Raw genomic sequence first — 22,201 nt, 5'->3', positions numbered from 1 at the left:
TGTGCGTTCACCTGCGTTCCTTCAGTCTCCTCATCACTGGCGGGCGACACTGCCGCCGGGAAGAAACCAGAGGAGACTGCACCATGTTCAAGAAATTCATTCTGGCCACGGGCCTGAGCCTGACCATGCTGGCTGGCACCGTGTCTGCGGCGGAAGCGCAGCAGCGCAACCGCGTCAACATCAACCAGGCCGGCTACGCCAACGAGCTCTCGGCGCGCCAGGTGGGTCCGCAGCACCGGCTCTATATCAACCAGCGCGGCTCCTACAACTACGTCCAGACCATTCAGGACGGATCGCGCAACGGGGTCACCGTGGGCCAGGCCGGTCACGCCAACAGCGCCTACGCCGACCAGCTGGGCCGAAACAATACGGCGGTGCTTGGCCAGGAGGGCAATTACAACAGCGCCGGTGCGATTCAGACGGGCCGCAACAACACCGTTGGCGTCGCCCAGATCGGACATGGCCACAGCGCCTCGACCAATCAGACCGGCGCGAACAACTCGCTCGGCGTGATCCAGGTCGGCTCCGGCCAGCGCGCCAATGTGCGCCAGTCGGGCAACGGTAACGTCGCTCTGGTGATCCAGGGCAGCCACTAACGGGGACGTTCAAGACCCGCAACGGGTTCTGGTTCCCCGCCCGCGGTAAGGGACGGGCGCACAACGCGCCCGTCCCGGCCCCGCCGGTTCTCGATCCAAAAGGAGATCGATCATGACCGCATCCAAGTTCAAATCTGCCCTGATGCTCGCCGCAGGTGCCGCATCGGTGCTTGCCCTGGCGGGCGGTGCCAGCGCCCAGTCCGCCGATCCGTGCTGGCTGGAAGTCGGCAGCGGCCGATCCCACGGCGTGCTGCAGGCCTATGCCGCGCCGCGCCTGGCCGGCTCGTTCGAGCTGGTCGTGCGCCAGGACGGTGGCAATGGCGATCTGCTGGTGGACCAGGCCGGCAGCTTCTCGCCCCACAATTACTGGCCGACCAATCTGTCGCGCGTGGTTGTTGGTGCCAGTGGCTTGCGTCCGCACCAGGCCGGTTTCTGGCGCAATGCGTGGGCCGCCCAGCCGGGCACGACCATCATCGCCAGCTCTGGCGATCGCCGCGCGGCACCGGGCGCGTTGCCCGTCGAATCTTACGGGTTCCGTGCGGACCTGCGCGTGTATGACCGCAATGGGCGTCTGATCTGCCGCCGGACCGAGCACTGGCTGTAGGCCTGACCGCTCGCGCAAACGCCGCCAGGAGGTCACAGTGACCGGACCTAAGTGCCCGAGGACAGGGGCTGGCGGTGCTCGCCATGAGCGCCGCCAGCACTATTCCGGGTTCAGCAAGGCCAGCGCCGCCGCCGGGTCCGCATGGAAGCTCAGCGCCTCCAACAAGCCCGCGTCAGCGAATCCGCTTGTGGCGACCTGGCCTAGCAGCACTTCCAACGGTGCCCAGAATTCGGTTCCCACAAAGGCAGCCGGTTTCACGTGCAGGCCGTGCTGGCGCTGCACGATCATGTCGAACACTTCCTCCAAAGTGCCTGCGCCGCCAGGCAGGATCAAAAACGCGTCCGCCTCGGCCGTCATCATCGCCTTGCGTGAGGCGAGGGTGGCCGTGATGCGCAGCTCCACGCCGTCCTGCGCCCCCTCCACCGGGATCAGGAATTCCGGGATCACGCCCAGGACCGGCCCGCCTTCAGCCAGCGCCGCGCGCGCCGCCTCGCCCATCAGCCCTGTCTGCGCGCCGCCATAGACCAGGCGCAGTCCCGCGCGGGCGACTGCCCGTCCCGTCTCGCGCGCCATTGCAGCGAAGGCCGGGTCGTGACCTGCGCCTGAACCGCAGAACAGGCAGATGCTCCGCATTTTCGCCTTATCCCCTGAACACTGTCATGAAACGCGCGTTGAAACCCGCGCGGCAACGGTCCAGCATTAGCAACAGGATCTGGCTGGCGCGAGCCTTGCTTGTCGTCAGCGTCCTTCGTCCCGGCAGGAGTCGCCCCATGGCCGCCACGCGCACATTCGTGATCTGTACGGTCCTCTTCATTGCTGCGATCGCCGCGGCGGCCGCTTTTATCGTGATGCGCCCGGCACCGGTCCCCGCGCCGCCGGCTACAGATCCGGCACCTTCCGCATTGCAGCCTGCGCCGGTGGCGCTGACCGCCCCGACCTTCGACATTGTGCGGGTTGATCCGCGCGGCACAGCCGTCCTGGCCGGACGCGGTGCCCCGGGATCACGCGTGGCCCTGATGTCCGGTGATCAGGAAATCGCCTCGGTGGAAATCGATGCGGCCGGCGAATGGGTGATGATCGTGGACCGCCCGCTGCCGGCCGGATCGGTCGAGCTGTCCTTGATGATGGTCACGCCAGACGGGCAGGAAATCAGGTCCGATCAGGTCGTTGTCGTCTCGGTGCCGGAAAGCCGCGACCGCACGCCGCTGGTGGTGCTGGGCCGGCCGGGCGAGGCGAGCCGGGTGCTGCAAAGTCCGTTCGACGGCGTGTCCATGGGACCGCTCAGCCTGGAAACCGTCGATTATGACGAAAGCGGATCTGTGATTTTTTCCGGCCGTGCCGAGCCGGGTTCGTCCGTGCGGGTCATCGCCGATGGCCAGGTGGTGGGTCAGACCACGGCCGGACCCAATGGCCGCTGGAGCGTTCAGGCCGGACGGGATTTTGCCCCAGGCGTCTATAATCTTCAGGTCGACCAGCTCGATGCGGACGGGCGGGTGACCGCCGTGATCGCCCTGCCGTTCGAACGGGCGAGCGCGGAGGATGCGCTGGCCGCTCGCGATGCCGGGCGCGTAGTCGTCCAGCCGGGCAACTCGCTCTGGCGCATCGCGCGCCGGCTGTATGGAGACGGCGTGCAGTACACGGTGATCTATCAGGCCAACCGCGAACAAATCCGTGACCCGGACCTGATTTATCCCGGACAGGTGTTCCGCGCGCCTGATACCGACGGCGCTGACGGCAGATAGCCGCCGCTCCCGGCTGGCGCCGGGACCCATTGCGCCCTAACTAGGACCCGATGTCACCGCCCGCCCAGACCGATCCTCTTGATGGACCTGCGCCCGAAGGCCGCCTTTCCGAGGCGGTCGCACGCCTGTTTGCCATTCTCGCCGGGCCCCAGATGGCGCGCTGGCGCTGGCGCATGGGACTGGCCTTCCTGATCACGCTGGCGGCCAAATTCTTGTCTGTCCTTGCGCCCGTGGCGTTCGGGGAGAGCATCAATACGCTCACCAATGCTGTGGGCGAAGACGGCGGGCCGGGTGTCGGGGCCTTCGCTGCGGCGGCCGGGCTGATGATCGCCTATGGCGCGTTGCGGTTCGCGGCGACCGGTGCGCCGCAGCTGCGCGATGCGCTGTTCTCGCCGGTCTCCCATGACGCCCAGCGCCTGACGGCGGTGCAGGGCTTTGCTCATGTCCAGGCGCTGTCGCTGACCTATCACCAGACCAAGCGCACCGGCGCGGTTAACCGGGTGATTGATCGCGGCGCCAACGCGGTCGATTTCCTTTTGCGCTTCCTGGTGTTCAACATCCTGCCTGCCATGGTGGAGTTGGCGCTCGCCGCCGGGCTCGCCGCCGTTCTCTATGGCTGGGAATTCTCGGTGATCATCGTGGCGGCCGTGCTCGGCTACGCTCTGGTCACGTTTGTGATGACCCAGTGGCGCGTGAAAATCCGCCGTCAGATGAATGAGGCCGACACCGAGGTGAACGCCCGGGCGGTAGACACGCTGACCAATTTCGAAACGGTCAAGGCCTTCGCTGCCGAGGCGCGCGAAGCCGATCGGTTTGACGAGGCCAAACAGCGCTATGCCGGCGCGGCTGTGAAGTCCGAGCAAAGCCTGGCCGCGCTGAACGCCGCGCAGGCCGCGATCATGAATGGCGGTCTGCTGGCAGTCGCGCTGCTGGGCGCCTGGAAGGCGCTGCAGGGCCAGCTGCAGGTGGGCGATATCGCCGCGCTGACGCTGATGCTGATGCAGGTCTATCAGCCGCTCAACATTCTGGGCTGGGCCTATCGCGAGATCAAGCAGGCCAGCGTTGATCTCGAACGCCTGTTCCAGGTGCTGCGCCTGAAGCCCGAAGTGGCCGACCAGCCCGGCGCAGCGGCGCTTAAGGTGACCGGCGGCGCGGTGCGCTTTTCCAACGTCAGCTTCGCTCATGATGGCCGCGACCGGTCGGTGGACAATATCGATCTCGAGATTCCTGCCGGTGCCTTTGTCGGCTTCGCCGGCCCGTCAGGCGCGGGCAAGTCGACTCTGCTGCGCCTATTGTTCCGTTTCTATGATCCGGCCTCGGGCCGTATCGAGATTGACGGTCAGGACATTTCAGGCGTCACCCAGTCTTCCTTGCGCGCGCAGCTGGGCCTGGTCCCGCAGGACGTGGTGCTGTTCAACACCACCTTGCGCCAGAACATTCTCTATGGCCGCCCTGACGCCGGCGACACCGCCCTGCAGGACGCCGTGGCGCGCGCGCGGCTGAAGGATTTCATCGACGCGCTTCCGCTGGGTCTCGACACCCGGGTCGGCGAGCGCGGGCTGAAACTGTCCGGCGGCGAAAAACAGCGCGTGGGCGTGGCGCGCGCCATCCTGAAAGACCCGCCGATCCTGATCCTCGACGAAGCGACGTCAGCGCTGGATTCGCGCACCGAAGGCGAGGTGCAGGCCGCCATCGCCGAGGCCGCGCGCGGGCGCACCACACTGGCCGTTGCCCACCGGCTGTCCACCATTGCGCGCGCCGACCGGTTATTCATCCTGGACGCCGGACGCGTCGCTGAAACGGGAACCCATGCCGAGCTGCTGGCCCGGGGCGGGCTTTACGCCAGCATGTGGGCCGCTCAGATCGAGGCGGGCGAGGCGGTTCCGGATCTGGCGGTCTTGCCGGCGCGCTGAAGGCGGGGGCTGCCATAGCACCCCGGTGATCGCTCACATCATTTCCGCAAAAAGACATGGCTGCCCGGACCGAGGCCGGGGTGACCGGCGAGCCTGTGCCTGAAGCTGGTCCGTGGCGTGTCAGCTTTCGCTCTCGCTCTCGCCGATTTGCTCATACCAGGCCCGGCGCGGGCGGGTGGGGAGCAGGCGGGCTTCGCGCCGCGCGGCGGCCTGCACGTCCTCCGGCAGGCGGCCCCAGTCCACCGCCACGAAGGCCAGGCGCATCGCCACCGCGAGCGATCGGCAGGCGTGCTCTGCCGCGAAATTCCCTGTTTTGCCTGATTTAACAGGCAAAATTCGATAAATTCAGGAAAATCGCCCGATGTGGGGCTCCCAAAGGTATGAAGATACAATCGATTAGCATTGAATTCCCTGTGAGGCGGAACAGGGAAATTTTTCCATCAAACAGGGAGCGTCAAATCGAGTTGCTGGGAAAGACGCCTCCCTGTTCGCAGGCCATCACCCCATGGCGTCGTTGACCCGGAGTCCCCTGCTTGCGCCAATTCCGGTCACCGCAGCCTCGTGTATTGAAACCTCTGACCCGGGCCGGTGAGGGTCATATTTCGATCCCGCGTCACACTGCACTGCATGGCGCTTGAATTGGACCATTGAGTGGTCCATATTTGAACGAAGGAGACAGCTATGCAGCTTGCTATCACCGACGCCAAGGCGCGTTTGACTGATCTTGTCCGCCGGGCGGAGGCCGGTGAAGACGTGGTGTTGACCAGGCATGGGCATGCGGTCGTGCGCCTGGTCGCCATCCACGCCAAGGTTTCTCCAAAAGACCGGGCCAAGCTGATTGATGCTGTTCGCGCCCAAGCTGCAGCGAAGCTTACCGCTGGACCGAGTGCGGCAAAGAGCCAGGATTTTCTTTATGACGACGAAGGTTTGCCGCGGTGATTGTTCTCGATACATCCGCACTGATGGCCCTGCTTTTGGGAGAACCAGAGGCAAATGAAATTGCGGTGCTGTTGAAAAGCGAAGAGAGTTTCAAGATCTCTGCAGGGACACTGGCCGAAGCGCTGATCGTAGCTTGGCGACGGGGGCTATCTCAGGAGATGTCGCAACTACTTGAAGGCATTGCCGTCGAAGTTGAGACCGTTAGTGCGACAGGAGCGCTTGCTGTTGCCAAGGCTTACTCCCAATGGGGCAAAGGCGTTCATCCCGCTGGCTTGAATTTTGGCGATTGTTTTTCGTATGTCACAGCAAAGGGCAGCGGTTCGCCCTTGCTTTATGTCGGTGACGATTTCCCTAGGTGCTGTTGACAAAGTACCGGAACCACAGGCGGATTGAAGCGAGATGGATGAAGCCGAGATAGCTGTCGGCGGTCTTGTCGTAGCGTGTGGCGAGGCGGCGTGAGCAGCGCAGCTTGTTGAAGCACCGCTCGATGCGGTTTCTCAGCCCATAGACGAAGTCGTCGATCTGGACGGGGTTCTTGCGGTTTCGGCGCGCCGGGATCATCGGCACGGCGCCGGCGGCTTCCAGCGATGTTCGGATATTGTCGCTGTCATAGCCTTTGTCGGCCAGCAGGACGCGCGGGACTGGGCCATGCGCGGCCATCACCGCCTCATAACCTTTGTAGTCGGAGACTTCACCGCCGGTGATCTCAGCGGCTATGGGCAGCCCTTCAGCGTTGGTGCGAAGGTGTATTTTGGTCGTGAAGCCACCTTTTGAGCGCCCAAAACCCTGTTTTTGAGTCCCCCTTTAGCGCCCGCAGCCTGATGGTGCGCGCGAACGATAGTGGAATCGACCATTTGAAGACTGTCGGGTACGGCCCCGCTCTCGCCCAGCGCTTCCAACATCACCTCCCACACGCCTGACAGCGTCCAGCGGCGGAACTGGCGGTAGACCCGCGTCCACGGACCGAAATAGTCGTGAAGATCACGCCAGGGCGCGCCGGTGCGCGCGATCCAGAACACGCCGTCCAGCACGCGGCGATGATCAGAAGGCGGGCGGCCCCGCTTGCCTCCGGTCGCCACCACGAAAGGCGCAAAGAACGCCCACTCCTCGTCCGTCATCAAACCGCGAACCAAGACCACCTCCCAAAAGCCAGTCTTGAATCACGCTTCGGGCGGGTTGGGAATCCACTTCGTCAACAGGTCCTAGGACGGATCTGCATTCTGCATTGTAACAGCCCTTGCGGATTGGCGCTGGAGGCCATCGGCCAGCGCCCCCGCTTGAGCGCCTTCTTAGCTGCGCCGATGTCACTTGCGCATCGCTTAACCGTTCACCTGAAGCCGGCCGAAAAAGGGCTCTCAAAGACCGCAGGGCTTGGCCAGCGCCTCAAACGGAGTGATGCCTTAGCGGCCTTCAGCGCGCTAACGGGTTTATTAGTCGTGCTGGACGTGCCTCGCGCCGGCCCCGAAAAACTCGGCGCGGCCCCGATGCCCTCTGACCCGTGACCTAAGTGCTGCGAGCGCGCACCCACTTGTCCGATTGCGCTCTAGCGGACAGCCCAACGCGGGCTGCCAGCAGCCTGCCAGGCATCGGGCGCGCATTCGGGGCGGCCAAACAGGTAGCCCTGGCCATTGGTGCATCCAAGCGAGGTCAGAAGCTCGGCCTGCTCTTCGCTTTCAATGCCCTCGGCGGTCACGTCCAGACCGAAATCATTTGCCAGACCGATGATGGCTCGCACGAGCTGGAGGTCTGCTTGCGAGCGGGTGATTTCGCTGATGAATGACCGGTCGATCTTGAGCACATGGACCGGCAATTTGCGAAGCATGCTCAGCGATGAATAGCCGGTGCCAAAGTCATCAATTGCGAGCCGGATGCCGAGCGCGCCCAGCTCTTCCATAACCTGGATGGCCTTGTCTGGCTGCTTGATGATGGCCGACTCTGTGATCTCGAGACACAGACGGTTTGGTGCCAGGCCAGAGTTTGCAAGCGCGGCGTCGATCTTGTTGATCAGATCGGGTTCTTCAAATTGGAGGGGTGACAGGTTTACCGATACACGCCAATCGCCTCCAAGCTGGCTGACATGGGCGAGCGCGCGTTCAAGAATGCACTCGCCAAGCCTGCGAATGATGCCCAATTCCTCGGCGACAGGTATGAACTCAACAGGCGACACCGGGCCGAGCACGTCGTCGGTCCAGCGTGCAAGCGCCTCGTAGCCTTTCAGGCGCCGGGTGCGAAGATCAATAATCGGCTGGAAGGCCGGCTGAACATGTCCTTGTTCCACCGCCCGGTAAAGCTGGTGTGCGATGAGCGTGCGGCGCTCGACTTCCTCGCGGATGCGCGTGTCGAAAGCAATGATGCGTGCGCGCCCAGCAGCCTTTGCGGTGTACATGGCCATATCGGCCTGCTGGATCAGCGCCTCCGGATCGACGCCTTGACCCTGGTGAATGGTGATCCCGACGCTGGCGCTGATCTGGAACTCGCGGCCCTCGATCATAATGGGTGCATACAGACACTCAAGCAGCTGGCCGGCGAGGGTCTCCAGCATGGCGACGTTCTCAACCTGGTCGACCACGACCACGAACTCGTCTCCACCAAATCGCGCCACGGTGTCCTGGGGCCGGATAGCCTCCTGCAGGCGTTTGGCGACAGCAATGAGAAGCTGATCGCCGATACTGTGACTATGGCCGTCATTGACCAGTTTGAAATGATCAATATCGAGGAACACGATGCCGACACTGCGCCGGCTGCGCAGCGCCCGCCTGCCCGACTGACGGATGCGGTCGATCAGCAAGGCGCGGTTGGGGAGCCCTGTCAGGATGTCGTGCGTCGCGCGATGGGCAAGCGCGTCCTGAGAGGTGCGCCGCTCGGTGATGTCGTGCGCGGTGATCACAAGCCCGCCCACCGCGTCATCACGCCGTAAATCGGTGATGCGTGCGCTGACCCAGCGCGGACCGTGGCAGGTCATCAGCACATGATCGGGCAGGGCTGCTGCCTCAGGAGATCTGTCTGCGGTGCAGGCCGGAGTCTCCTGGTCGGTCTCGAGAGCATTTACGACCCGCAAGACCTTGTCGCGTGTCTTGGCTTCGACATGGCGCCAGTAAAGGCTCCCGACTACCTGGCATCCCAGCGCCTGGGTGGCGGCGTGGCTTGCCCACTGCACAATACCGTCCGCGTCAATCACCACGACCAGATCCTTGCTGTGACGCGTGATCGCGGCAAGACGCGCCTGCGCCAGCTCGACCTGATGGGATGCGTTGCGGCGCACCAGGGAGGAGGCGATCACATCGGTCACCGAGCGCAGCAGGCTGATCTCGCCGTGGGTATAGATCCGGCTCGAATGCACAGCGTCAAAGCCAACAATGCCCAGCCTTTTGCCTGAGTTGAGCATCGGCACGACCAGCACAGACTGGATGCCCTGGCTCTGCAGGAAAGCACGCTCGTCTGCCCGGTCCTCGGGGAGCTCGCCAACACAAGGAATATGGATCGGATGTCCCGCTGCGAGCGGCTCGACCCAGCCCTCTATCGCGTCGTGAGGCAGGTTCTGAAGATTATCGATTTCGGGCGCAATGCCTGGAGCACACCATTCGTGGGTATTGTCGGTCAGTCCGTTCGGCCGATCCTGGAATACATACGTGCGGTCGACGCCGCAGAACGCGCCCAGGCGGGCGATAGCATCGTCGATCCCGGCATCAACCTCGTCATTGCTGCGCTGGACAAAGGAGCCGAGTATCTCGGCCACGAGTGCCTGCATCGCGGTCAGCCGCTCGTAGGCCGCCTGCATGTCGTCCGCACACCCAAAAGGCTTGCCGGCTCTGTCTGCTGCCGCGAATTTGTCCATGATCCATTCCGCTGTAGCTTATGGAGCATCTGAGACGAGCGCTCTGGGCCTTGGTATACTGTATGCATTAAATGTACGATAATTTCCATTTTGGTCAGATCGGTTCAATCACTTGAACAATATTGTATTAACCAAGACATGGCCCGGGCAGGTCTGGTGTCGCCCCGCAAGCATCACCGACGCCACTGCGCACTGGCACTGCCAGGGTCTCACTTGATCATTTCCATGTTCAGTGCCTGCGCGCCCAAGCGGGCGGCCCAGCTCGGCAAGCCGCCACCGTTGCGCACAAGCTCCCCCATCACGCCCTCCGGCCGTGCGCGCTTGGGCGCGGCCTGAGCCCGACCATTCAAAGCCGCCTGCGGTGAGCGCCAGCGCAGTACCTGCGCCATGGTCCAGTGAAACTAGTTTTCTTGCAATAATAAAAATATGCGCTGCATTTAGATAAATCTTGTAATATGAAAATATGATTACAATAATAGATTCTAATAATCTAATGCACGCGCGATTTTGCACCGCTCAATGAATGGTTCTTGAGGAGGCGTTCAGCCCTGGCGAGGGTCAAGCTCTGCTGATGCAGGGCGATGGCCGTCATGGCGCAGGCGGCCAGGCTTTCGAGGATCACCTGCTCGTCATGCGAAAGCGTTCGGCGCTCGGGCGCAATGACGCACAAGGTGCCAAGCGCAAACCCCTCGTCATCGATCAGCGGGGCTCCGGCGTAAAAGCGTATGAATGGCTCGCCGGTTACCAGCGGATTGGATGCAAAGCGACTGTCTTGGCTGGCATCCTCGACCACAAAGACATCGCTGCCCTCGATCGCGTGGCTGCAAAAAGAATAGCACCGCGGCGTCTCCTGCACGGACAGCCCGATAAATGACTTGAACCACTGACGCTCGTCATCGACCAGGCTGATCAACGCGATGGGTGCCTTCAGCGCCGCCGCCGTGGCTTTTGTAACGCGGTCGAACGCGGGATGGGCCTCGGTATCGAGAAGCCGGTAACGCCTGAGCGCTTGCAGTCTGTCTCGCTCGCGGATCATCTAAAGCGTCCCTTTCTGGCCTGTTGTCGCCAGAGTGAAGCACAATAGTTTTAATCGAGGTTATACAGGTGGGCGATCACGCACGGTGCAGTATGACCCCGGGGGAGGTCTGAGCTGCTGCGGATTTTGAGGACACCGAGTTAGGGTGTTTTTGGAATCGGAGGTCAGGAATGACACGAAGACAGTTCAGCCGCGAGTTCAAGCGAGAGGCAGTACATTTGGTCGTCGATCGGGGCGTGAGCTATGCCCAGGCGGCGAGAGATCTTGATGTGCACCAGACGGTGCTTCGCCGTTGGGTTCAGCAATATCGTGACCGCCCTGATACGGCGTTTCCCGGCAAAGGGCAGCTGGCGTCGGCCGACGATGAGGTTCGACGGCTGAAACGGGAGGTCGCGCGGCTGAAAGCCGAGCGGGCTGGCGTGGCCGCGAGCGGCGCAATAACAGGTTCGCTTGTTGCGGACGCAAAAGCGCTGTGAAGCGGCCCTCGACGTTGACGAACGCACAATTGCTCAGCTTACGGCAGAGCGGCCGGGCCTGCTACCTCGCCCTGACTTCGGTGCACTTCATCAAGCAGGCTCCTCAGGCATAAAAGCGAAGGCCACCGATCGAGATATCCGCTCGAAACGAACGCCCTATCGCTATGATGCCAATGCGCCGCAGCGCGCCGGGATTGAATGGTGTGTTGGTGCGGTGCGCCTCAAAGTCTGCAAATGCCAGTGGGGCAGTGTGCCAGCGTGAGCTGGTGGCAAAGCTCTGACGATAAGATTGCCAGGGGCGCGTCAAGTCTGCCGTGCGAAGGTGCAGATTATAACTCTCACCATTGCCGTACACGTCGATCTCGATCCCCGCCCAACCGCTTGCATCCATCGCGCTCGCGTCGGGTTTCAGGTCAAGTGCGATCTGGAGAAACCCGCCATTGTTCTCAAGGCTAACCTCGCCCTGCATCGTGATCGCCTGGCGACCCTCAATCATCTCGCGGCGCATCGCGCCAGTTGAGCGCCCGCCCATCACCTGATCGGCGATCAGCGCCCATGACGCGCCATTGCTCGCCATCGGCCATGGCTGGCTGAGGTCGTCGATGATGGCGTCTACAAAGGTCAAGCTCATGCTCCAGGTTGGCGATCGCGCCGTGCGGTGATGTGACCACCTGATTGCGACCATTGAAAAGCACACGCCATCGAGGATTTGTATAAGCACTACGGGCCAAAGGAGCCCGATGGTCCGCCGGGGGGATGGCTCAGACCGGCCAGTCTGCCTGATGCCAGGCGCTGTCCCAGAACATCCATTCCAGCTGCGCGGCGCGGGTGAAGGCTCCATGCATGGCCGTCAGGGCCGACGCGCCAGCCTGCTCAGCCGCAGCATCGGTGCGCCCGATGACCGCGTCAACGGCGGCGTCGAAATCTGCGCCGGCATAGGTGTCTATCCAGGCCTGCCAGGGATTGTCTGGCGTGCTGCGGGCATGGATGTGTTTGCCCACTTCGCGATAGATCCAGAAGCAGGGCAGCACAGCTCCCAGCGCTGTTTCATAAGGCTCCAGCGCTGCCACCCGCAGCAGATAGCTCACATAATGATCGCAGACGGGTGTGGGTCTGGTGGCAGCGGCGTCTTGAGCGCTGATGCCAAAGCGCTGGAAGTAGTCGGCATGCAGCGCACGCTCGACGATGATCGCGGTCTGGGCGGCCTCGCTGAAATGGAGAACCTCATCAGGTCCCGGTGCCCGGGCAGAGATCAGGGCGAGGGCGCGCGCGAACCCCTCCAGATACAAGGCATCCTGAAGCATGTAGTGGCGGAACCGGGCCGGCTCCAGCGTGCCATCGGCCAGAGCGGCGTTGAACGGCATGGACAGTATCGTTTCGTAAAGCGGCTCGTTGGCAGCCCAGGCCCGTGCGCTGAAAGTCTTGGTCATGTTGAAGCAGCTCTCGATCTGTCAGTTGGCATCAGGTGGAAAGGGCGCCGTGACAGCGCGTGACAGGCCGGTGAGGCGCCGGGCGATTGCGCGGCCATCTGGGTGCAGCACGATCTCAACACGGGTGCGTTCATGGCGCAGCGTGATGCGCCAGCGTCCTTCGTCCTCGCCCTGACCCTGTTCGGCGCGCGCCAACAGGCGGCCCTGCGCCATCTGTACACGCCAGCCCTCGGGGCTGAGACCGATCAGCGGCGCCAGCCTGGGCACATCCAGCTCCAGCCCGTCCGCGTGAACGCTCACGGTGCCCTTGGGCAGAACCTGTGTCATGTCGCTACCAGGCCTGCAGGCATGAAATCACCGCAGAACCCGTCCCGGTCGCTGGCCGGATGGACCAGATCATGGGCGAGGCAGGCGGGCGGCGCGCCCGGCCCGCGGTGCGCGCAATCCTCGCACAGGCCGAATATCGCGATTTGACAGGGCGGGGCAGCCAGCTGGCGCGACAGGGCTGTCAGCCCGGCCGCCAGCGCGTCGCGCTCGGTCGGCACCAGGGCGGCGATGGCAGCGCTCAGCCGGGCCGCCGGATCGCGCGCGAGGGCGGCGCGCCCGGCAGGTGTCAGGCTGATCAGGCGGCGGCGTGCGTCGGTCTGCGCTGCGCGCACCTGCAGAAGGCCGCGCCGGGTCAGTCCGGCCAGAATCTGCGAGGCGGCCCCTTTGGTCACTCCGTGAAAGCGTGCGAACGCGCCCGGCGTGGCCGAGAGCCGATTGGCGCTGGCGGCAAAGCGCAGCGCGGCCCATTGGGCCGCCGTCAGCGCCTCGGCCGCGCCCGCAGCGCGCGACAGATGGATAACCTGTTCGGCGATCTGGGATGAGGACTTCATGACCAAAAAAGTATCGTAACTAAACTATCGTGCCAAGTCCCGCCAGCGGCGCTACCAGATGGTTTCGGAACTAAACGGGATAGATCGTTTGGCGCGAGTAGGCGATGATCGCCCCGTTGGACCGGCACGAGGGGCTGGTCCTTATCAAGGCCTGGTGCCATCGCGGCGACCGGTCGGTGCGGGCGCGCCTGATCGCGGCGGTTCAACCCCTCTGCCGACCCTCGGCCTGGCGGTACGCACTGCGCAGCAGGCAAGTGGACGATCGCTTTGATGAGCGAGACCTCACCCCCGCCTGGCTCAGGGTGAGGTCGTCGCATGTGCCTGGTGACATGCGATCTGGTTTGGCAGTTTGGCACCAAGCCGATTATGGTGCGCCCGCGTTGAAGGGCTGGGGTTTTGGGGGGCGGTTCATTGAAAATCGCAGTTGCAGGCATTGGCTATGTGGGACTGGCCAACGCCGTTCTCCTGGCCCAGAACCACGATGTGATCGCGGTCGACATCAGTGATGAGCGCGTGGCGCTGCTCAACGCGCGCCGTAGCCCCATCGTTGATGCGGAGCTCGAAGCGTTCCTGGGCGAGCGCGATCTGTCGCTGACGGCGACACGCGACGCGGCGAGCGCCTATCGAGACGCCGATTTCGTCATCGTGGCCACACCCACCAATTATGACCCCAAGACCAATTTCTTCGATACGTCCTCGGTCGAAGCTGTCATCGCAGACGTGATGGGGGTCAACCCGCACGCCACCATCGTGGTGAAGTCCACCATCCCGGTGGGCTTTGTCGATCGTGTGCGCGAGACTTGGAACACGCACGGGATCTTTTTCTCGCCCGAGTTCCTGCGTGAGGGCAGGGCGCTCTATGACAATCTGCATCCTTCGCGCATCGTGATCGGCGCTGATTGCGACCGCGCGCACCAGTTTGCCAACATGCTGGTGGAGGGGGCGGTGAAAGAGGACATCCCCGTCCTGTTCACCGGCGCGCGTGAAGCCGAGGCAATCAAGCTGTTCGCCAACACCTTCCTGGCCATGCGCGTGGCGTTTTTCAACGAGCTCGACAGCTACGCCATGTCGGGCGGCATGGATACGCGCCAGATCATTGACGGGGTCTGCCTCGATCCGAGGGTGGGCGCGCACTACAATAATCCGTCGTTTGGCTATGGCGGCTACTGCCTGCCCAAGGACACACGCCAGCTGCTGGCCAATTACAGCGACGTGCCCCAGAATCTGATCCGCGCCATCATCGACGCCAACAGCACGCGCAAGGACTTTCTGGCGGACCAGATCATTGCGCGCGCCCCCAAGGTCGTTGGCGTCTATCGCCTGGTGATGAAGGCCGGCAGCGACAATTTCCGCGACTCGTCCATTCAGGGGATCATGAAGCGCGTGAAGGCCAAGGGCATCCCGGTGATCGTGTATGAGCCGGTGTTGAACGAGGCTACATTCTTCGGATCGCAGGTGGTGCGTGATCTCGAACGGCTCAAGCGCGATAGCGATATCATCATCGCCAACCGCGTCACCGATGAGATACGCGATGTGGAACACAAGGTGTTCACCCGCGACGTGTTCGGGTCCGATTGATAAGGACGGATATGGCACCCGGGTGCCGGTTGGATAGACGTATGGCAGCGCGCTTCAGGCGCGACGCTGGAGGGCTAAAATACGATGAGTGACCCGATCCTGGTGACGGGTGCGGCCGGCTTTATCGGCATGCACGTGGCCGAACGCCTGCTTGATCGCGGTGAGCACGTCATCGGTATCGATGATTTCAACGCCTATTACGATCCACGCCTGAAGGAGGCGCGTGCGGCCCGGCTGGCGGCGCGTGCCGGCTTTACGATGGTGCGTAGTGATATCGCCGACCCGGACGCCATGATGGAGCTGGTGCGCGCGAATGGTGTGCGCCGGATCGTGCATTTGGCCGCGCAGGCGGGGGTGCGCTACTCGCTGGAAAACCCATTCGCCTACGAGCGCTCCAATCTCGCCGGGCATCTGTCCGTTCTGGAAGCGGCGCGCCATAACGGCGTGGAGCATCTGGTCTATGCCTCGTCCAGCTCAGTCTATGGCCACCGTCCGCTGGGCGGTGAGGGGTTCCGTGAGGATGATCCCACCGTCTCGCCGGTCTCGCTCTATGCCGCGACCAAGCGGTCGTGCGAGCTCTTGAGCGCCAGCTATGCGAGCCTGTACGGCTTCCCGCAGTCGGGCCTGCGCTTCTTCACGGTTTACGGACCCTGGGGCCGGCCGGACATGGCCTATTTCAAGTTTGCGCAGGCCATGGCGCGCGGTGAACCCATCGAGGTCTATGGCGAGGGCCGCATGGCGCGCGATTTCACCTATATCGACGACATCGTGGACGGGGTGACCGGCGTGCTCGACCACCAGCCGTCCCGCCGTAGCCATGAGATCTATAATATCGGCGACAGCCACCCGGTCGGGCTGATGGACATGATCTCGACCCTCGAAACCGCGCTGGGCCTGACAGCGCAGAAAATCATGCGCCCCATGCAGCCGGGCGACGTGCCGGCGACCTATGCCGACGTCTCCAAGCTGAACGCCCTGATCGGTTACAAGCCGAAAGTGATGCTGGCCGAAGGGCTGGTGCGATTTGCGCACTGGTGGCGGGGCTGGGAGGGCGTGTGACGCGCCCCCCTGATGCGTCTCCTTAGCACGATCACGCGCCGCTCACTGCCGGGCTCGCCCGCGTGTCTGGGCCACAGAGACTTTGCCCGTCATTGCCCTGAACGCCAACAGCTCGCCGCGCCGGCGAAATTTCAGCCTGGCCCATGAGCTGGGACATTTTCTGAGCCTCTGGCACAAGCCGGTTGGCGATGCCGGCTTCCAGTGCAGCCGCAAGGACATGGTCGAGGGCAAGCAACATAGTCAGCATTTGCGTCAGGAAGCTGAAGCCAACCGGTTCGCCATCGAGCTCCTTGCGCCCATGCGCCTCATGAAGCCGTTCGTGATGTGCGAGCCCGGTCTGTCGCAGATCATCTCAGCCGGCGAGCGCCTCGACATCAGCAAAGCCGCGGCAGCAAGGCGCTATGTCGAGCTGCATGCTGACAGGCTCGCTGTGGTGTTCAGCCAGCACGGCCGCATGACCGCCTATGTTCGCGGGGAGGGCTTCCCGTTCCTGCGCCCGAGGATCCGCGAGCGCCTGCCGGAGCTGGATAGGTCCTGGCCTCTGGGTGCCCCGACCCAATAGGCTCAGCTCGATGTGGAAGCCTGGCTGTCATCGCTGTCATCGGCCGAGCTTTTTGGTCAGACGCTCATTCAGGGGGGCGGGCACGCTCTGACCCTGCTGAGCATCGACGGAGCAGAGGAGGCCGGCTAGGCCATTCTCAGCGCGGCCATCTGATGCAAAGCGTGCAAAGTCTCCAGGCTGCATTCAAGACAGGGTGAATTTCAGCCTTCGCTCTCGCCGATCTGCTCATACCAGGCCCGGCGCTGGCGGGTGGGCAGCAGGCGGGCTTCGCGCCGCGCGGCGGCCTGCACGTCCTCCGGCAGGCGGGCCCAGTCCACCGCCACGAAGGCCAGGCGCCAGTCACGCAGATTATCGGCGCGCATCTGCCGCTCGCTGCGGGTAATGCGCGCATAGGGAAGATGCAGATAGGACTGGCGCATCGCCTCGATACCGCTGTCCGTCCAGCCGGGGCTTGCCAGATATTCGGCATAGGCCAGCTTCATCCACAGCGTACCGCTGCGCGGCTCTCTGGCGATGGCGCGTTGAAGCGCTGCGCGCGCGATCGGCGCGCTCGGGGCATCCAGCCGGAACGCCCGGTCGGCATAAGCCTCCATCAGCCAGGCCGATCCTGACGGAAGCTTGAACGTGTCGCGCTCGATTCTCTGAACAAAGCGCGCTTCGTCCATGGTCCGCACCGACTGGGCCTTGAGCCGGTCCTCGGCAGCGTAAAAGCTGAGCCCGGCGGCGAGCGCGAGCGCATAGGCCGCGCTAATCTTGACCATGGTCTGGGTCCGCCCGATCAAGCGCTGGGGCCTGGAGCCGCCAGAGGCGATCCCTGCGCCCAGGCCCAGCACCCACGCGAACATCCACATGAAGGCTGGAATTTCGAGGGCGTAGTCGACCATCGCGTGGGCGAACACGAGAACGCCGATCATGATGACAGCTTTGAGGTAGAGGGTCTGCTGCTGGCGACGCCAGAGGCCCATGACGACAAGCCGTATCAGCGCGGCCAAGACACCAGCACCGACAATCGTTCCCACCAGCCCGGCCTGCAGGAGCCATTGCTGGACAACATTGTGCGCGGCACCCTGATTCATGATCATGCCGGCGTTGCGCGCGTCGGCGATCAGGGCGTTGATGTATTCAAACCCGCCCGGTCCGTGCCCGAACCACGGCGCGATTTCGAGGGCTTGCCAATACGCGGACAGCAGGATCGCCCGGTCTGTATTTTCGTCAAACACGGTCGCGGCCAGGCGGTCAGAGTATAGCGCGCCGGACAACAGGAACGCAGCCGCGAGCATGCTGATCAGCACGATCGGTGCGATCCAGCCCGCAAGGCTGCGCGCTTCGCCGCTGCGCCAGCGCGACAGGCCATGCCAGATGATGAGACCGGCGATCGCGAGCGCACACACGGTGGCGCCGGCGCGCGACGCGGTCAGGAAGACGCAGGTCAGTGAGACCAGGGCGGTGATGAGCCCGAAGGCGCTGGCCTGGACGCGCGTCTCGATCTGTTTGATACGGCTGGCGTTCGGCTTGGCGCTGCGCAGGGCACGCAGGATTTCCGCGGTCGCCATCACCGCGATCAGCGCATAGAAGGTCGCCGCTGTGTTAGCTGACAAGAACGGCGCACTGAGCCGGGAAGTCCTGCCATAGGGATGCTCGGACCAGAGCAACAGGCTCGGATCGGTCAGAAAGCTGATGAACGCCACAGACGCGAAAGCCAGTCCCAGGCCAAGCGTGGCGCGCCAGAGCCACTCGGCCACTTTGGTGGACTGGCTTGCTGAGCGCGCCGTTGACCAGATTGCAACAGCACCGGCGAGTGCGGCGTACTCATGAGCGCCCGAGCTGACCCAGCCGGGCTGAAACAGCCCGAAAAGCAGCCAGGCCCCGATGAGGGCCAGAAACAGTACGCTGCCGGGCGTTGCGCCGGAGCTGCGGTCCAGCGCCGTGACAAGGGCGATGATGCAAAGCGCTGCTGACAAAATGAGCGCGGCGGCCGGAGAGTCCGCGCCAAACAGCATCAGCGCAATGGCGATAATCAAAAGGCCGGCCGAGGCCGCGACTGTTTTCAGCATGCCTAACTCCCCGAGGATCCACGCATAGCCCCGCCCGCGCTTTATGGGAAGGGTGGTCAGAAATCCTGGTACTTCGGCGGTGCATGACTGCTTGCTTTGCCTACGGCCCGGCTCTCTCAGGCGTGAAAGGGGCAGTATCGGAAGCCCGCCTGCTGGCGGGCGGTGCTGTGGCGATGATGATCCCGGTCCGGGGCCTGAGAGTTCGAAAAAGACCTGACCCGGAATGGCACCGAGCGTGCAGGTCCGCTGCACGGTGCTCAGTGCGGTCACTCAATTGTCCGGGGAGATCGGCACGCATGCCACCGGGCATCAGAAACTGTGTGCTGGCTGAGTAAAAACACAACAACAGGGCTTCCCTTGCTGCGCCTGCGAAACTAACAATCCAAACTCACGGCTTGCCCGGGGGGGGGACATGAACAACATCGTCAGCCGCATCAACGAGTATGCCGCGCGCTTCAAGAGCCCGAGGCCGCGCGTACGCCCCCTGTCGCCGCATCTGGCGGCGCTGGAGGCGGAATCCATCCACATCATGCGCGAGGTGGCCGCCGAGTTCGAACGTCCGGTGATGCTGTATTCCATCGGCAAGGATTCTGCCGTGATGCTGCATCTGGCGCTCAAAGCCTTCTATCCCTCGCGCCCGCCCTTCCCGCTGCAGCACGTGGACACCACGTGGAAGTTCCGCGACATGATCACCTATCGCGACGCTCTGGCCGAGGCGCTGGGGCTGGAATTGCGTGTGGAGATCAATGAAGAGGGCTTGAAGCGCGGGATCAATCCGTTCGCATCGGGATCGAACCTGCACACCCAGGTTATGAAAACCGAGGCGCTGCGCGCCGCCATGACGCGCCACCGGTATGACGCGGCCTTCGGCGGGGCGCGCCGCGATGAGGAGAAAAGCCGCGCCAAGGAGCGCATCTTCTCCTTCCGCGACGCCCATCACGGGTGGGATCCGCGCAATCAGCGCCCGGAGCTTTGGCGCACCTTCAACACGCGCATCCGCCAGGGCGAGTCGATCCGGGTCTTCCCGCTGTCCAACTGGACCGAGCTGGATATCTGGCAATACATCCTCGAGGACGACATCCCGATCGTGCCGCTCTACCTGGCCGCTGAACGTCCGGTGATCGAGCGCGATGGCCAGATCCTGATGGTTGATGATGACCGCTTCGCATTCAAGCCCGGCGAGACCGCGCAGATGCGCCAGATCCGCTTCCGCACCCTGGGCTGTTATCCCCTTACAGGCGCTATCGAGTCCGGCGCCGATACGGTGGAGGCTATCGTTCTGGAAATGCTGACCGCGCGCACCTCGGAGCGCTCGGGCAGGCTGATCGACCATGACGAGGCCGGCTCCATGGAGAAGAAAAAGCGCGAGGGGTATTTCTGACCATGTCCGCCATGAACCCTGAACGCGCTGCCTTGCTGGACCGGCTCACCCGTGCGGGCGAGCGCGGAGTTTTGCGCTTCATCACCTGCGGCTCCGTGGATGATGGCAAGTCCACGCTCATCGGCCGGCTCCTGTACGATTCCAAGCTCCTGTTCGAAGATCAGATCGCGACGCTTGAAAAGGACTCCAGGAAACACGGCACAACCGGCGAGAACGAGATCGATTTCGCCCTCCTGCTGGACGGGCTTGAAGCCGAGCGTGAGCAGGGCATCACCATTGATGTCGCCTATCGCTTCTTCAGCACCCAGAAGCGCAAATTCATCGTCGCCGACACGCCTGGCCACGAGCAATACACGCGCAATATGGCCACCGGTGCGTCGACGGCCGATTTGGCGATCATCCTGGTGGATGCACGCCGCGGCGTGCTGACCCAGACCCGCCGGCACACCTATATCGCCGACATGATGGGCATCCGCCACGCCGTGGTTGCCATCAACAAAATGGATCTGGCGGGCTATTCGCGCGCGCGCTTCCACGAGATCGTATCCGACTATCTGCGGGTGGCCGAAGCGCTGGGCTTCGATACCATCACCCCGATTCCGATTTCGGCGCGGTATGGCGACAATATCTTCTCGCGTTCGGCCAACATGGCCTGGCATGACGGGCCGACCCTGATGGAGCATCTCGACAGCGTCGAGACGGACGCGGCCGAGGCAGCCGATCACCCGTTCCGCATGCCGGTGCAGTGGGTCAACCGGCCCAATCTCGATTTTCGCGGCTTCACCGGCTCCATTGCGGCCGGGCATGTGGCGCCGGGCGATGAGATTGTGGCGGCCCAGAGCGGCAAGACCGCGAAAGTTGCGCGTATCGTGACGGCCGATGGCGATCTTGACAGCGCTGAAGCCGGTCAGGCGGTGACACTGGTGCTCGATCGCGAGATCGACATTGCGCGCGGCGACATGCTTGCCGATGCCCGGGACCGGCCCGACGTGTCTGACCAGTTCGCGGCAGAAATCCTGTGGATGGCCGAGGAGGAGATGATCCCCGGCCGCACCTATCTTCTCAAGGCGGGCGGCCAGGTCACCCCGGTCTGCGTAACCACGCTGAAGCACAAGCTCAACGTCAATACCTTCGCGCGCGAGCCGGGCGTGAGCCTGCAGCTCAACGAGATTGGAGTGTGCAATCTGTCCACCGCACGCGCCATCGCGTTCGACCCTTATGCCGAGCTTCGCGAAACCGGTGCGTTCATCCTGATCGACCGCTTCACCCAGCAAACCGTTGGCGCAGGCATGATCGCCTTCTCGCTGCGCCGGGCAAGCAACGTGCATGCTTACGCCATGGACGTGACCAAGGCGCGCCGGTCCGAGCTGAAGGGCCAGAGGCCGGCGGTGTTGTGGTTCACCGGCCTGTCGGGCGCGGGCAAGTCGACCATCGCCAATCTGGTCGAGCACAAGCTCGCCGCGATCGGACGGCACACCTATTCGCTGGACGGCGATAATATCCGCCATGGTCTCAATCGCGATCTGGGCTTCACCGATGTGGACCGGGTGGAAAACATCCGCCGCATTGGCGAGGTGGCCCGTCTGTTTGTCGATGCCGGGCTGATCGTGACCTGCTCTTTCATCTCGCCCTTCCGCGCCGAGCGCATGATGGTGCGAGAGCTGATGGAGCCGGGCGAGTTTATCGAGGTGTTCGTGGACGCACCTCTGGAGCTGTGCATCCAGCGCGACCCCAAGGGCCTCTATCGCAAGGCTCAAGCGGGCGAGATCAAGAATTTCACCGGCTTCGACAGTCCGTATGAGTCGCCCGAAACGCCCGAGCTGCACCTGAAAACGGCTGATCTGTCCGCTGAAGCTGCCGCCGAAGAGGTTATCGAGCAGCTGATCAAGCGCGGTATGATCGGGTAGGAGGCAGCGGCACGCCTGGCCCTATCGGGCGTGAGCGCGCCGGCGTCGAGGCGCGCCGGGTTGGAGCGCCGGGGCACCGCCATGGGCGTGGCCTGACGGCCGCGCGCGCAATGTCTTCATTTTGGAGCCGGCACGCCACCAGTGCGCCGCCCGTGTGCTGCTGCGGCGGGCCTTGCGCCATGCAGCTGGCGTTATCGTGCGTGGGGGGGNS

General features: G+C 63.5%; 21 protein-coding genes and 2 pseudogenes. 12 read left to right on the top strand and 11 right to left on the bottom strand.

Annotated elements, in window-relative coordinates; genetic code table 11:
• The first annotated feature begins 83 nt into the window (after positions 1–83).
• Together L2D00_06815 and L2D00_06810 are read left to right on the top strand one after the other, a co-directional pair.
• Positions 84–596, top strand: coding sequence for a curlin-associated protein (locus L2D00_06815; protein ID WBQ14381.1), 513 nt, complete (start codon positions 84–86; stop codon positions 594–596).
• A 112-nt stretch (positions 597–708) separates the two neighbouring features.
• A complete protein-coding gene (locus tag L2D00_06810; protein WBQ14380.1) occupies positions 709–1,200 on the top strand; it encodes a hypothetical protein in 492 nt (163 codons plus the stop codon).
• Between the two features lie 99 nt (positions 1,201–1,299).
• Here the strand turns inward: L2D00_06810 and L2D00_06805 are convergent, their stop codons facing one another.
• Entirely contained in the window at positions 1,300–1,833 is a 534-nt protein-coding gene (locus tag L2D00_06805) for a TIGR00730 family Rossman fold protein (protein WBQ14379.1), read from the bottom strand.
• Between the two features lie 137 nt (positions 1,834–1,970).
• On the opposite strand from L2D00_06805, the gene L2D00_06800 reads away from it, so the two are divergent.
• The gene (locus L2D00_06800; protein WBQ14378.1) at positions 1,971–2,942 is read left to right on the top strand and encodes an Ig-like domain-containing protein; all 972 of its coding nucleotides are present in this window, start codon (positions 1,971–1,973) and stop codon (positions 2,940–2,942) included.
• A gap of 50 nt (positions 2,943–2,992) precedes the next feature.
• A complete protein-coding gene (locus L2D00_06795; GenBank protein WBQ14377.1) occupies positions 2,993–4,855 on the top strand; it encodes an ABC transporter ATP-binding protein/permease in 1,863 nt (620 codons plus the stop codon).
• Positions 4,856–4,975: 120 nt separating this feature from the next.
• Here L2D00_06795 and L2D00_06790 read toward each other — a convergent pair whose 3' ends face one another.
• The gene (locus L2D00_06790) at positions 4,976–5,125 is read right to left on the bottom strand and encodes a hypothetical protein (protein ID WBQ14376.1); all 150 of its coding nucleotides are present in this window, start codon (positions 5,123–5,125) and stop codon (positions 4,976–4,978) included.
• Between the two features lie 411 nt (positions 5,126–5,536).
• Here L2D00_06790 and L2D00_06785 point away from each other — a divergent pair, with 411 nt between their 5' ends.
• Together L2D00_06785 and L2D00_06780 are read left to right on the top strand one after the other, a co-directional pair.
• Positions 5,537–5,794 carry a type II toxin-antitoxin system prevent-host-death family antitoxin gene (locus L2D00_06785; GenBank protein ID WBQ14375.1) on the top strand — a complete coding sequence of 86 codons (258 nt, stop codon included), beginning with the start codon at positions 5,537–5,539 and terminating at the stop codon, positions 5,792–5,794.
• Positions 5,791–6,159 (top strand): type II toxin-antitoxin system VapC family toxin, encoded by a 369-nt coding sequence (locus L2D00_06780; protein WBQ14374.1) that lies wholly within the window; start codon positions 5,791–5,793, stop codon positions 6,157–6,159. Before L2D00_06785 ends, L2D00_06780 begins: the two co-directional genes overlap by 4 nt.
• On the opposite strand, the gene L2D00_06775 is transcribed toward L2D00_06780, so the two are convergent.
• From L2D00_06775 to L2D00_06760, 4 genes and pseudogenes are all read right to left on the bottom strand, one after another.
• Positions 6,146–6,933 (bottom strand): IS5 family transposase gene (locus L2D00_06775; protein WBQ14373.1). Its coding sequence is split into 2 segments (ribosomal slippage): positions 6,146–6,600 and positions 6,600–6,933, totalling 789 coding nucleotides; the frame shifts between segments, so codons are not numbered across the junction. The two genes, L2D00_06780 and L2D00_06775, sit on opposite strands and share 14 nt — an antisense overlap.
• A gap of 404 nt (positions 6,934–7,337) precedes the next feature.
• Positions 7,338–9,629 carry an EAL domain-containing protein gene (locus L2D00_06770; GenBank protein WBQ14372.1) on the bottom strand — a complete coding sequence of 764 codons (2,292 nt, stop codon included), beginning with the start codon at positions 9,627–9,629 and terminating at the stop codon, positions 7,338–7,340.
• Between the two features lie 209 nt (positions 9,630–9,838).
• Positions 9,839–10,018, bottom strand: a complete 180-nt coding sequence (locus L2D00_06765) for a hypothetical protein (GenBank protein ID WBQ14371.1) — start codon at positions 10,016–10,018, stop codon at positions 9,839–9,841.
• Positions 10,019–10,119: 101 nt separating this feature from the next.
• Positions 10,120–10,542 (bottom strand): annotated as a pseudogene (locus tag L2D00_06760) (GAF domain-containing protein).
• A 293-nt stretch (positions 10,543–10,835) separates the two neighbouring features.
• Here L2D00_06760 and L2D00_06755 point away from each other — a divergent pair.
• A pseudogene (locus L2D00_06755) lies at positions 10,836–11,078 on the top strand (transposase).
• Positions 11,079–11,244: 166 nt separating this feature from the next.
• Here L2D00_06755 and L2D00_06750 read toward each other — a convergent pair.
• From L2D00_06750 to L2D00_06735, 4 genes are all read right to left on the bottom strand, one after another.
• Positions 11,245–11,766, bottom strand: coding sequence for a CIA30 family protein (locus tag L2D00_06750; protein ID WBQ14370.1), 522 nt, complete (start codon positions 11,764–11,766; stop codon positions 11,245–11,247).
• A gap of 136 nt (positions 11,767–11,902) precedes the next feature.
• The gene (tenA, locus tag L2D00_06745; GenBank protein WBQ14369.1) at positions 11,903–12,571 is read right to left on the bottom strand and encodes a thiaminase II; all 669 of its coding nucleotides are present in this window, start codon (positions 12,569–12,571) and stop codon (positions 11,903–11,905) included.
• Between the two features lie 21 nt (positions 12,572–12,592).
• Positions 12,593–12,898 carry a DUF6522 family protein gene (locus L2D00_06740; protein WBQ14368.1) on the bottom strand — a complete coding sequence of 102 codons (306 nt, stop codon included), beginning with the start codon at positions 12,896–12,898 and terminating at the stop codon, positions 12,593–12,595.
• The gene (locus tag L2D00_06735; GenBank protein WBQ14367.1) at positions 12,895–13,449 is read right to left on the bottom strand and encodes a MarR family transcriptional regulator; all 555 of its coding nucleotides are present in this window, start codon (positions 13,447–13,449) and stop codon (positions 12,895–12,897) included. The genes L2D00_06740 and L2D00_06735 overlap by 4 nt, the downstream gene beginning before the upstream one ends.
• Positions 13,450–13,860: 411 nt before the next feature.
• Between L2D00_06735 and L2D00_06730 the strand changes: the two genes are divergently transcribed.
• The 3 genes from L2D00_06730 (at position 13,861) to L2D00_06720 (ending at position 16,648) form a co-directional block, all read left to right on the top strand.
• Complete coding sequence (locus tag L2D00_06730) at positions 13,861–15,027, top strand: nucleotide sugar dehydrogenase (GenBank protein WBQ14366.1); 1,167 nt, start codon at positions 13,861–13,863, stop codon at positions 15,025–15,027.
• 84 nt (positions 15,028–15,111) lie between these two features.
• Positions 15,112–16,086 carry an NAD-dependent epimerase/dehydratase family protein gene (locus L2D00_06725; protein WBQ14365.1) on the top strand — a complete coding sequence of 325 codons (975 nt, stop codon included), beginning with the start codon at positions 15,112–15,114 and terminating at the stop codon, positions 16,084–16,086.
• Between the two features lie 82 nt (positions 16,087–16,168).
• Positions 16,169–16,648 (top strand): ImmA/IrrE family metallo-endopeptidase, encoded by a 480-nt coding sequence (locus tag L2D00_06720; protein WBQ14364.1) that lies wholly within the window; start codon positions 16,169–16,171, stop codon positions 16,646–16,648.
• Between the two features lie 200 nt (positions 16,649–16,848).
• On the opposite strand, the gene L2D00_06715 is transcribed toward L2D00_06720, so the two are convergent.
• Positions 16,849–18,702, bottom strand: a complete 1,854-nt coding sequence (locus tag L2D00_06715) for an O-antigen ligase family protein (protein WBQ14363.1) — start codon at positions 18,700–18,702, stop codon at positions 16,849–16,851.
• A 529-nt stretch (positions 18,703–19,231) separates the two neighbouring features.
• On the opposite strand from L2D00_06715, the gene cysD reads away from it, so the two are divergent.
• Positions 19,232–20,083 carry a sulfate adenylyltransferase subunit CysD gene (gene cysD / locus L2D00_06710; GenBank protein WBQ14496.1) on the top strand — a complete coding sequence of 284 codons (852 nt, stop codon included), beginning with the start codon at positions 19,232–19,234 and terminating at the stop codon, positions 20,081–20,083.
• 11 nt (positions 20,084–20,094) lie between these two features.
• Entirely contained in the window at positions 20,095–21,990 is a 1,896-nt protein-coding gene (gene cysN, locus L2D00_06705; protein ID WBQ14495.1) for a sulfate adenylyltransferase subunit CysN, read from the top strand.
• Positions 21,991–22,201 lie beyond the last annotated feature (211 nt).

The organism is Hyphomonadaceae bacterium BL14 (assembly GCA_027627705.1).
Classification (GTDB): Bacteria; Pseudomonadota; Alphaproteobacteria; order Caulobacterales; family Maricaulaceae; genus Oceanicaulis.
The sequence above is the reverse complement of the archived record's forward strand: the minus strand, read 5'-3'. Positions and strand labels throughout refer to the sequence as shown.

Excerpts from the sequence above, each read along its gene's own strand:
- L2D00_06715 (WBQ14363.1), bottom strand. The coding sequence starts at position 18,702 with ATGCTGAAAACAGTCGCGGCCTCGGCCGGCCTTTTGATTATCGCCATT.
- L2D00_06785 (WBQ14375.1), top strand. The coding sequence starts at position 5,537 with ATGCAGCTTGCTATCACCGACGCCAAGGCGCGTTTGACTGATCTTGTC.
- cysN (WBQ14495.1), top strand. The coding sequence starts at position 20,095 with ATGAACCCTGAACGCGCTGCCTTGCTGGACCGGCTCACCCGTGCGGGC.
- L2D00_06740 (WBQ14368.1), bottom strand. The coding sequence starts at position 12,898 with ATGACACAGGTTCTGCCCAAGGGCACCGTGAGCGTTCACGCGGACGGG.
- L2D00_06795 (WBQ14377.1), top strand. The coding sequence starts at position 2,993 with ATGTCACCGCCCGCCCAGACCGATCCTCTTGATGGACCTGCGCCCGAA.
- L2D00_06725 (WBQ14365.1), top strand. The coding sequence starts at position 15,112 with ATGAGTGACCCGATCCTGGTGACGGGTGCGGCCGGCTTTATCGGCATG.
- tenA (WBQ14369.1), bottom strand. The coding sequence starts at position 12,571 with ATGACCAAGACTTTCAGCGCACGGGCCTGGGCTGCCAACGAGCCGCTT.
- cysD (WBQ14496.1), top strand. The coding sequence starts at position 19,232 with ATGCGCGAGGTGGCCGCCGAGTTCGAACGTCCGGTGATGCTGTATTCC.
- L2D00_06815 (WBQ14381.1), top strand. The coding sequence starts at position 84 with ATGTTCAAGAAATTCATTCTGGCCACGGGCCTGAGCCTGACCATGCTG.
- L2D00_06805 (WBQ14379.1), bottom strand. The coding sequence starts at position 1,833 with ATGCGGAGCATCTGCCTGTTCTGCGGTTCAGGCGCAGGTCACGACCCG.
- L2D00_06765 (WBQ14371.1), bottom strand. The coding sequence starts at position 10,018 with ATGGCGCAGGTACTGCGCTGGCGCTCACCGCAGGCGGCTTTGAATGGT.
- L2D00_06770 (WBQ14372.1), bottom strand. The coding sequence starts at position 9,629 with ATGGACAAATTCGCGGCAGCAGACAGAGCCGGCAAGCCTTTTGGGTGT.
- L2D00_06735 (WBQ14367.1), bottom strand. The coding sequence starts at position 13,449 with ATGAAGTCCTCATCCCAGATCGCCGAACAGGTTATCCATCTGTCGCGC.
- L2D00_06810 (WBQ14380.1), top strand. The coding sequence starts at position 709 with ATGACCGCATCCAAGTTCAAATCTGCCCTGATGCTCGCCGCAGGTGCC.
- L2D00_06800 (WBQ14378.1), top strand. The coding sequence starts at position 1,971 with ATGGCCGCCACGCGCACATTCGTGATCTGTACGGTCCTCTTCATTGCT.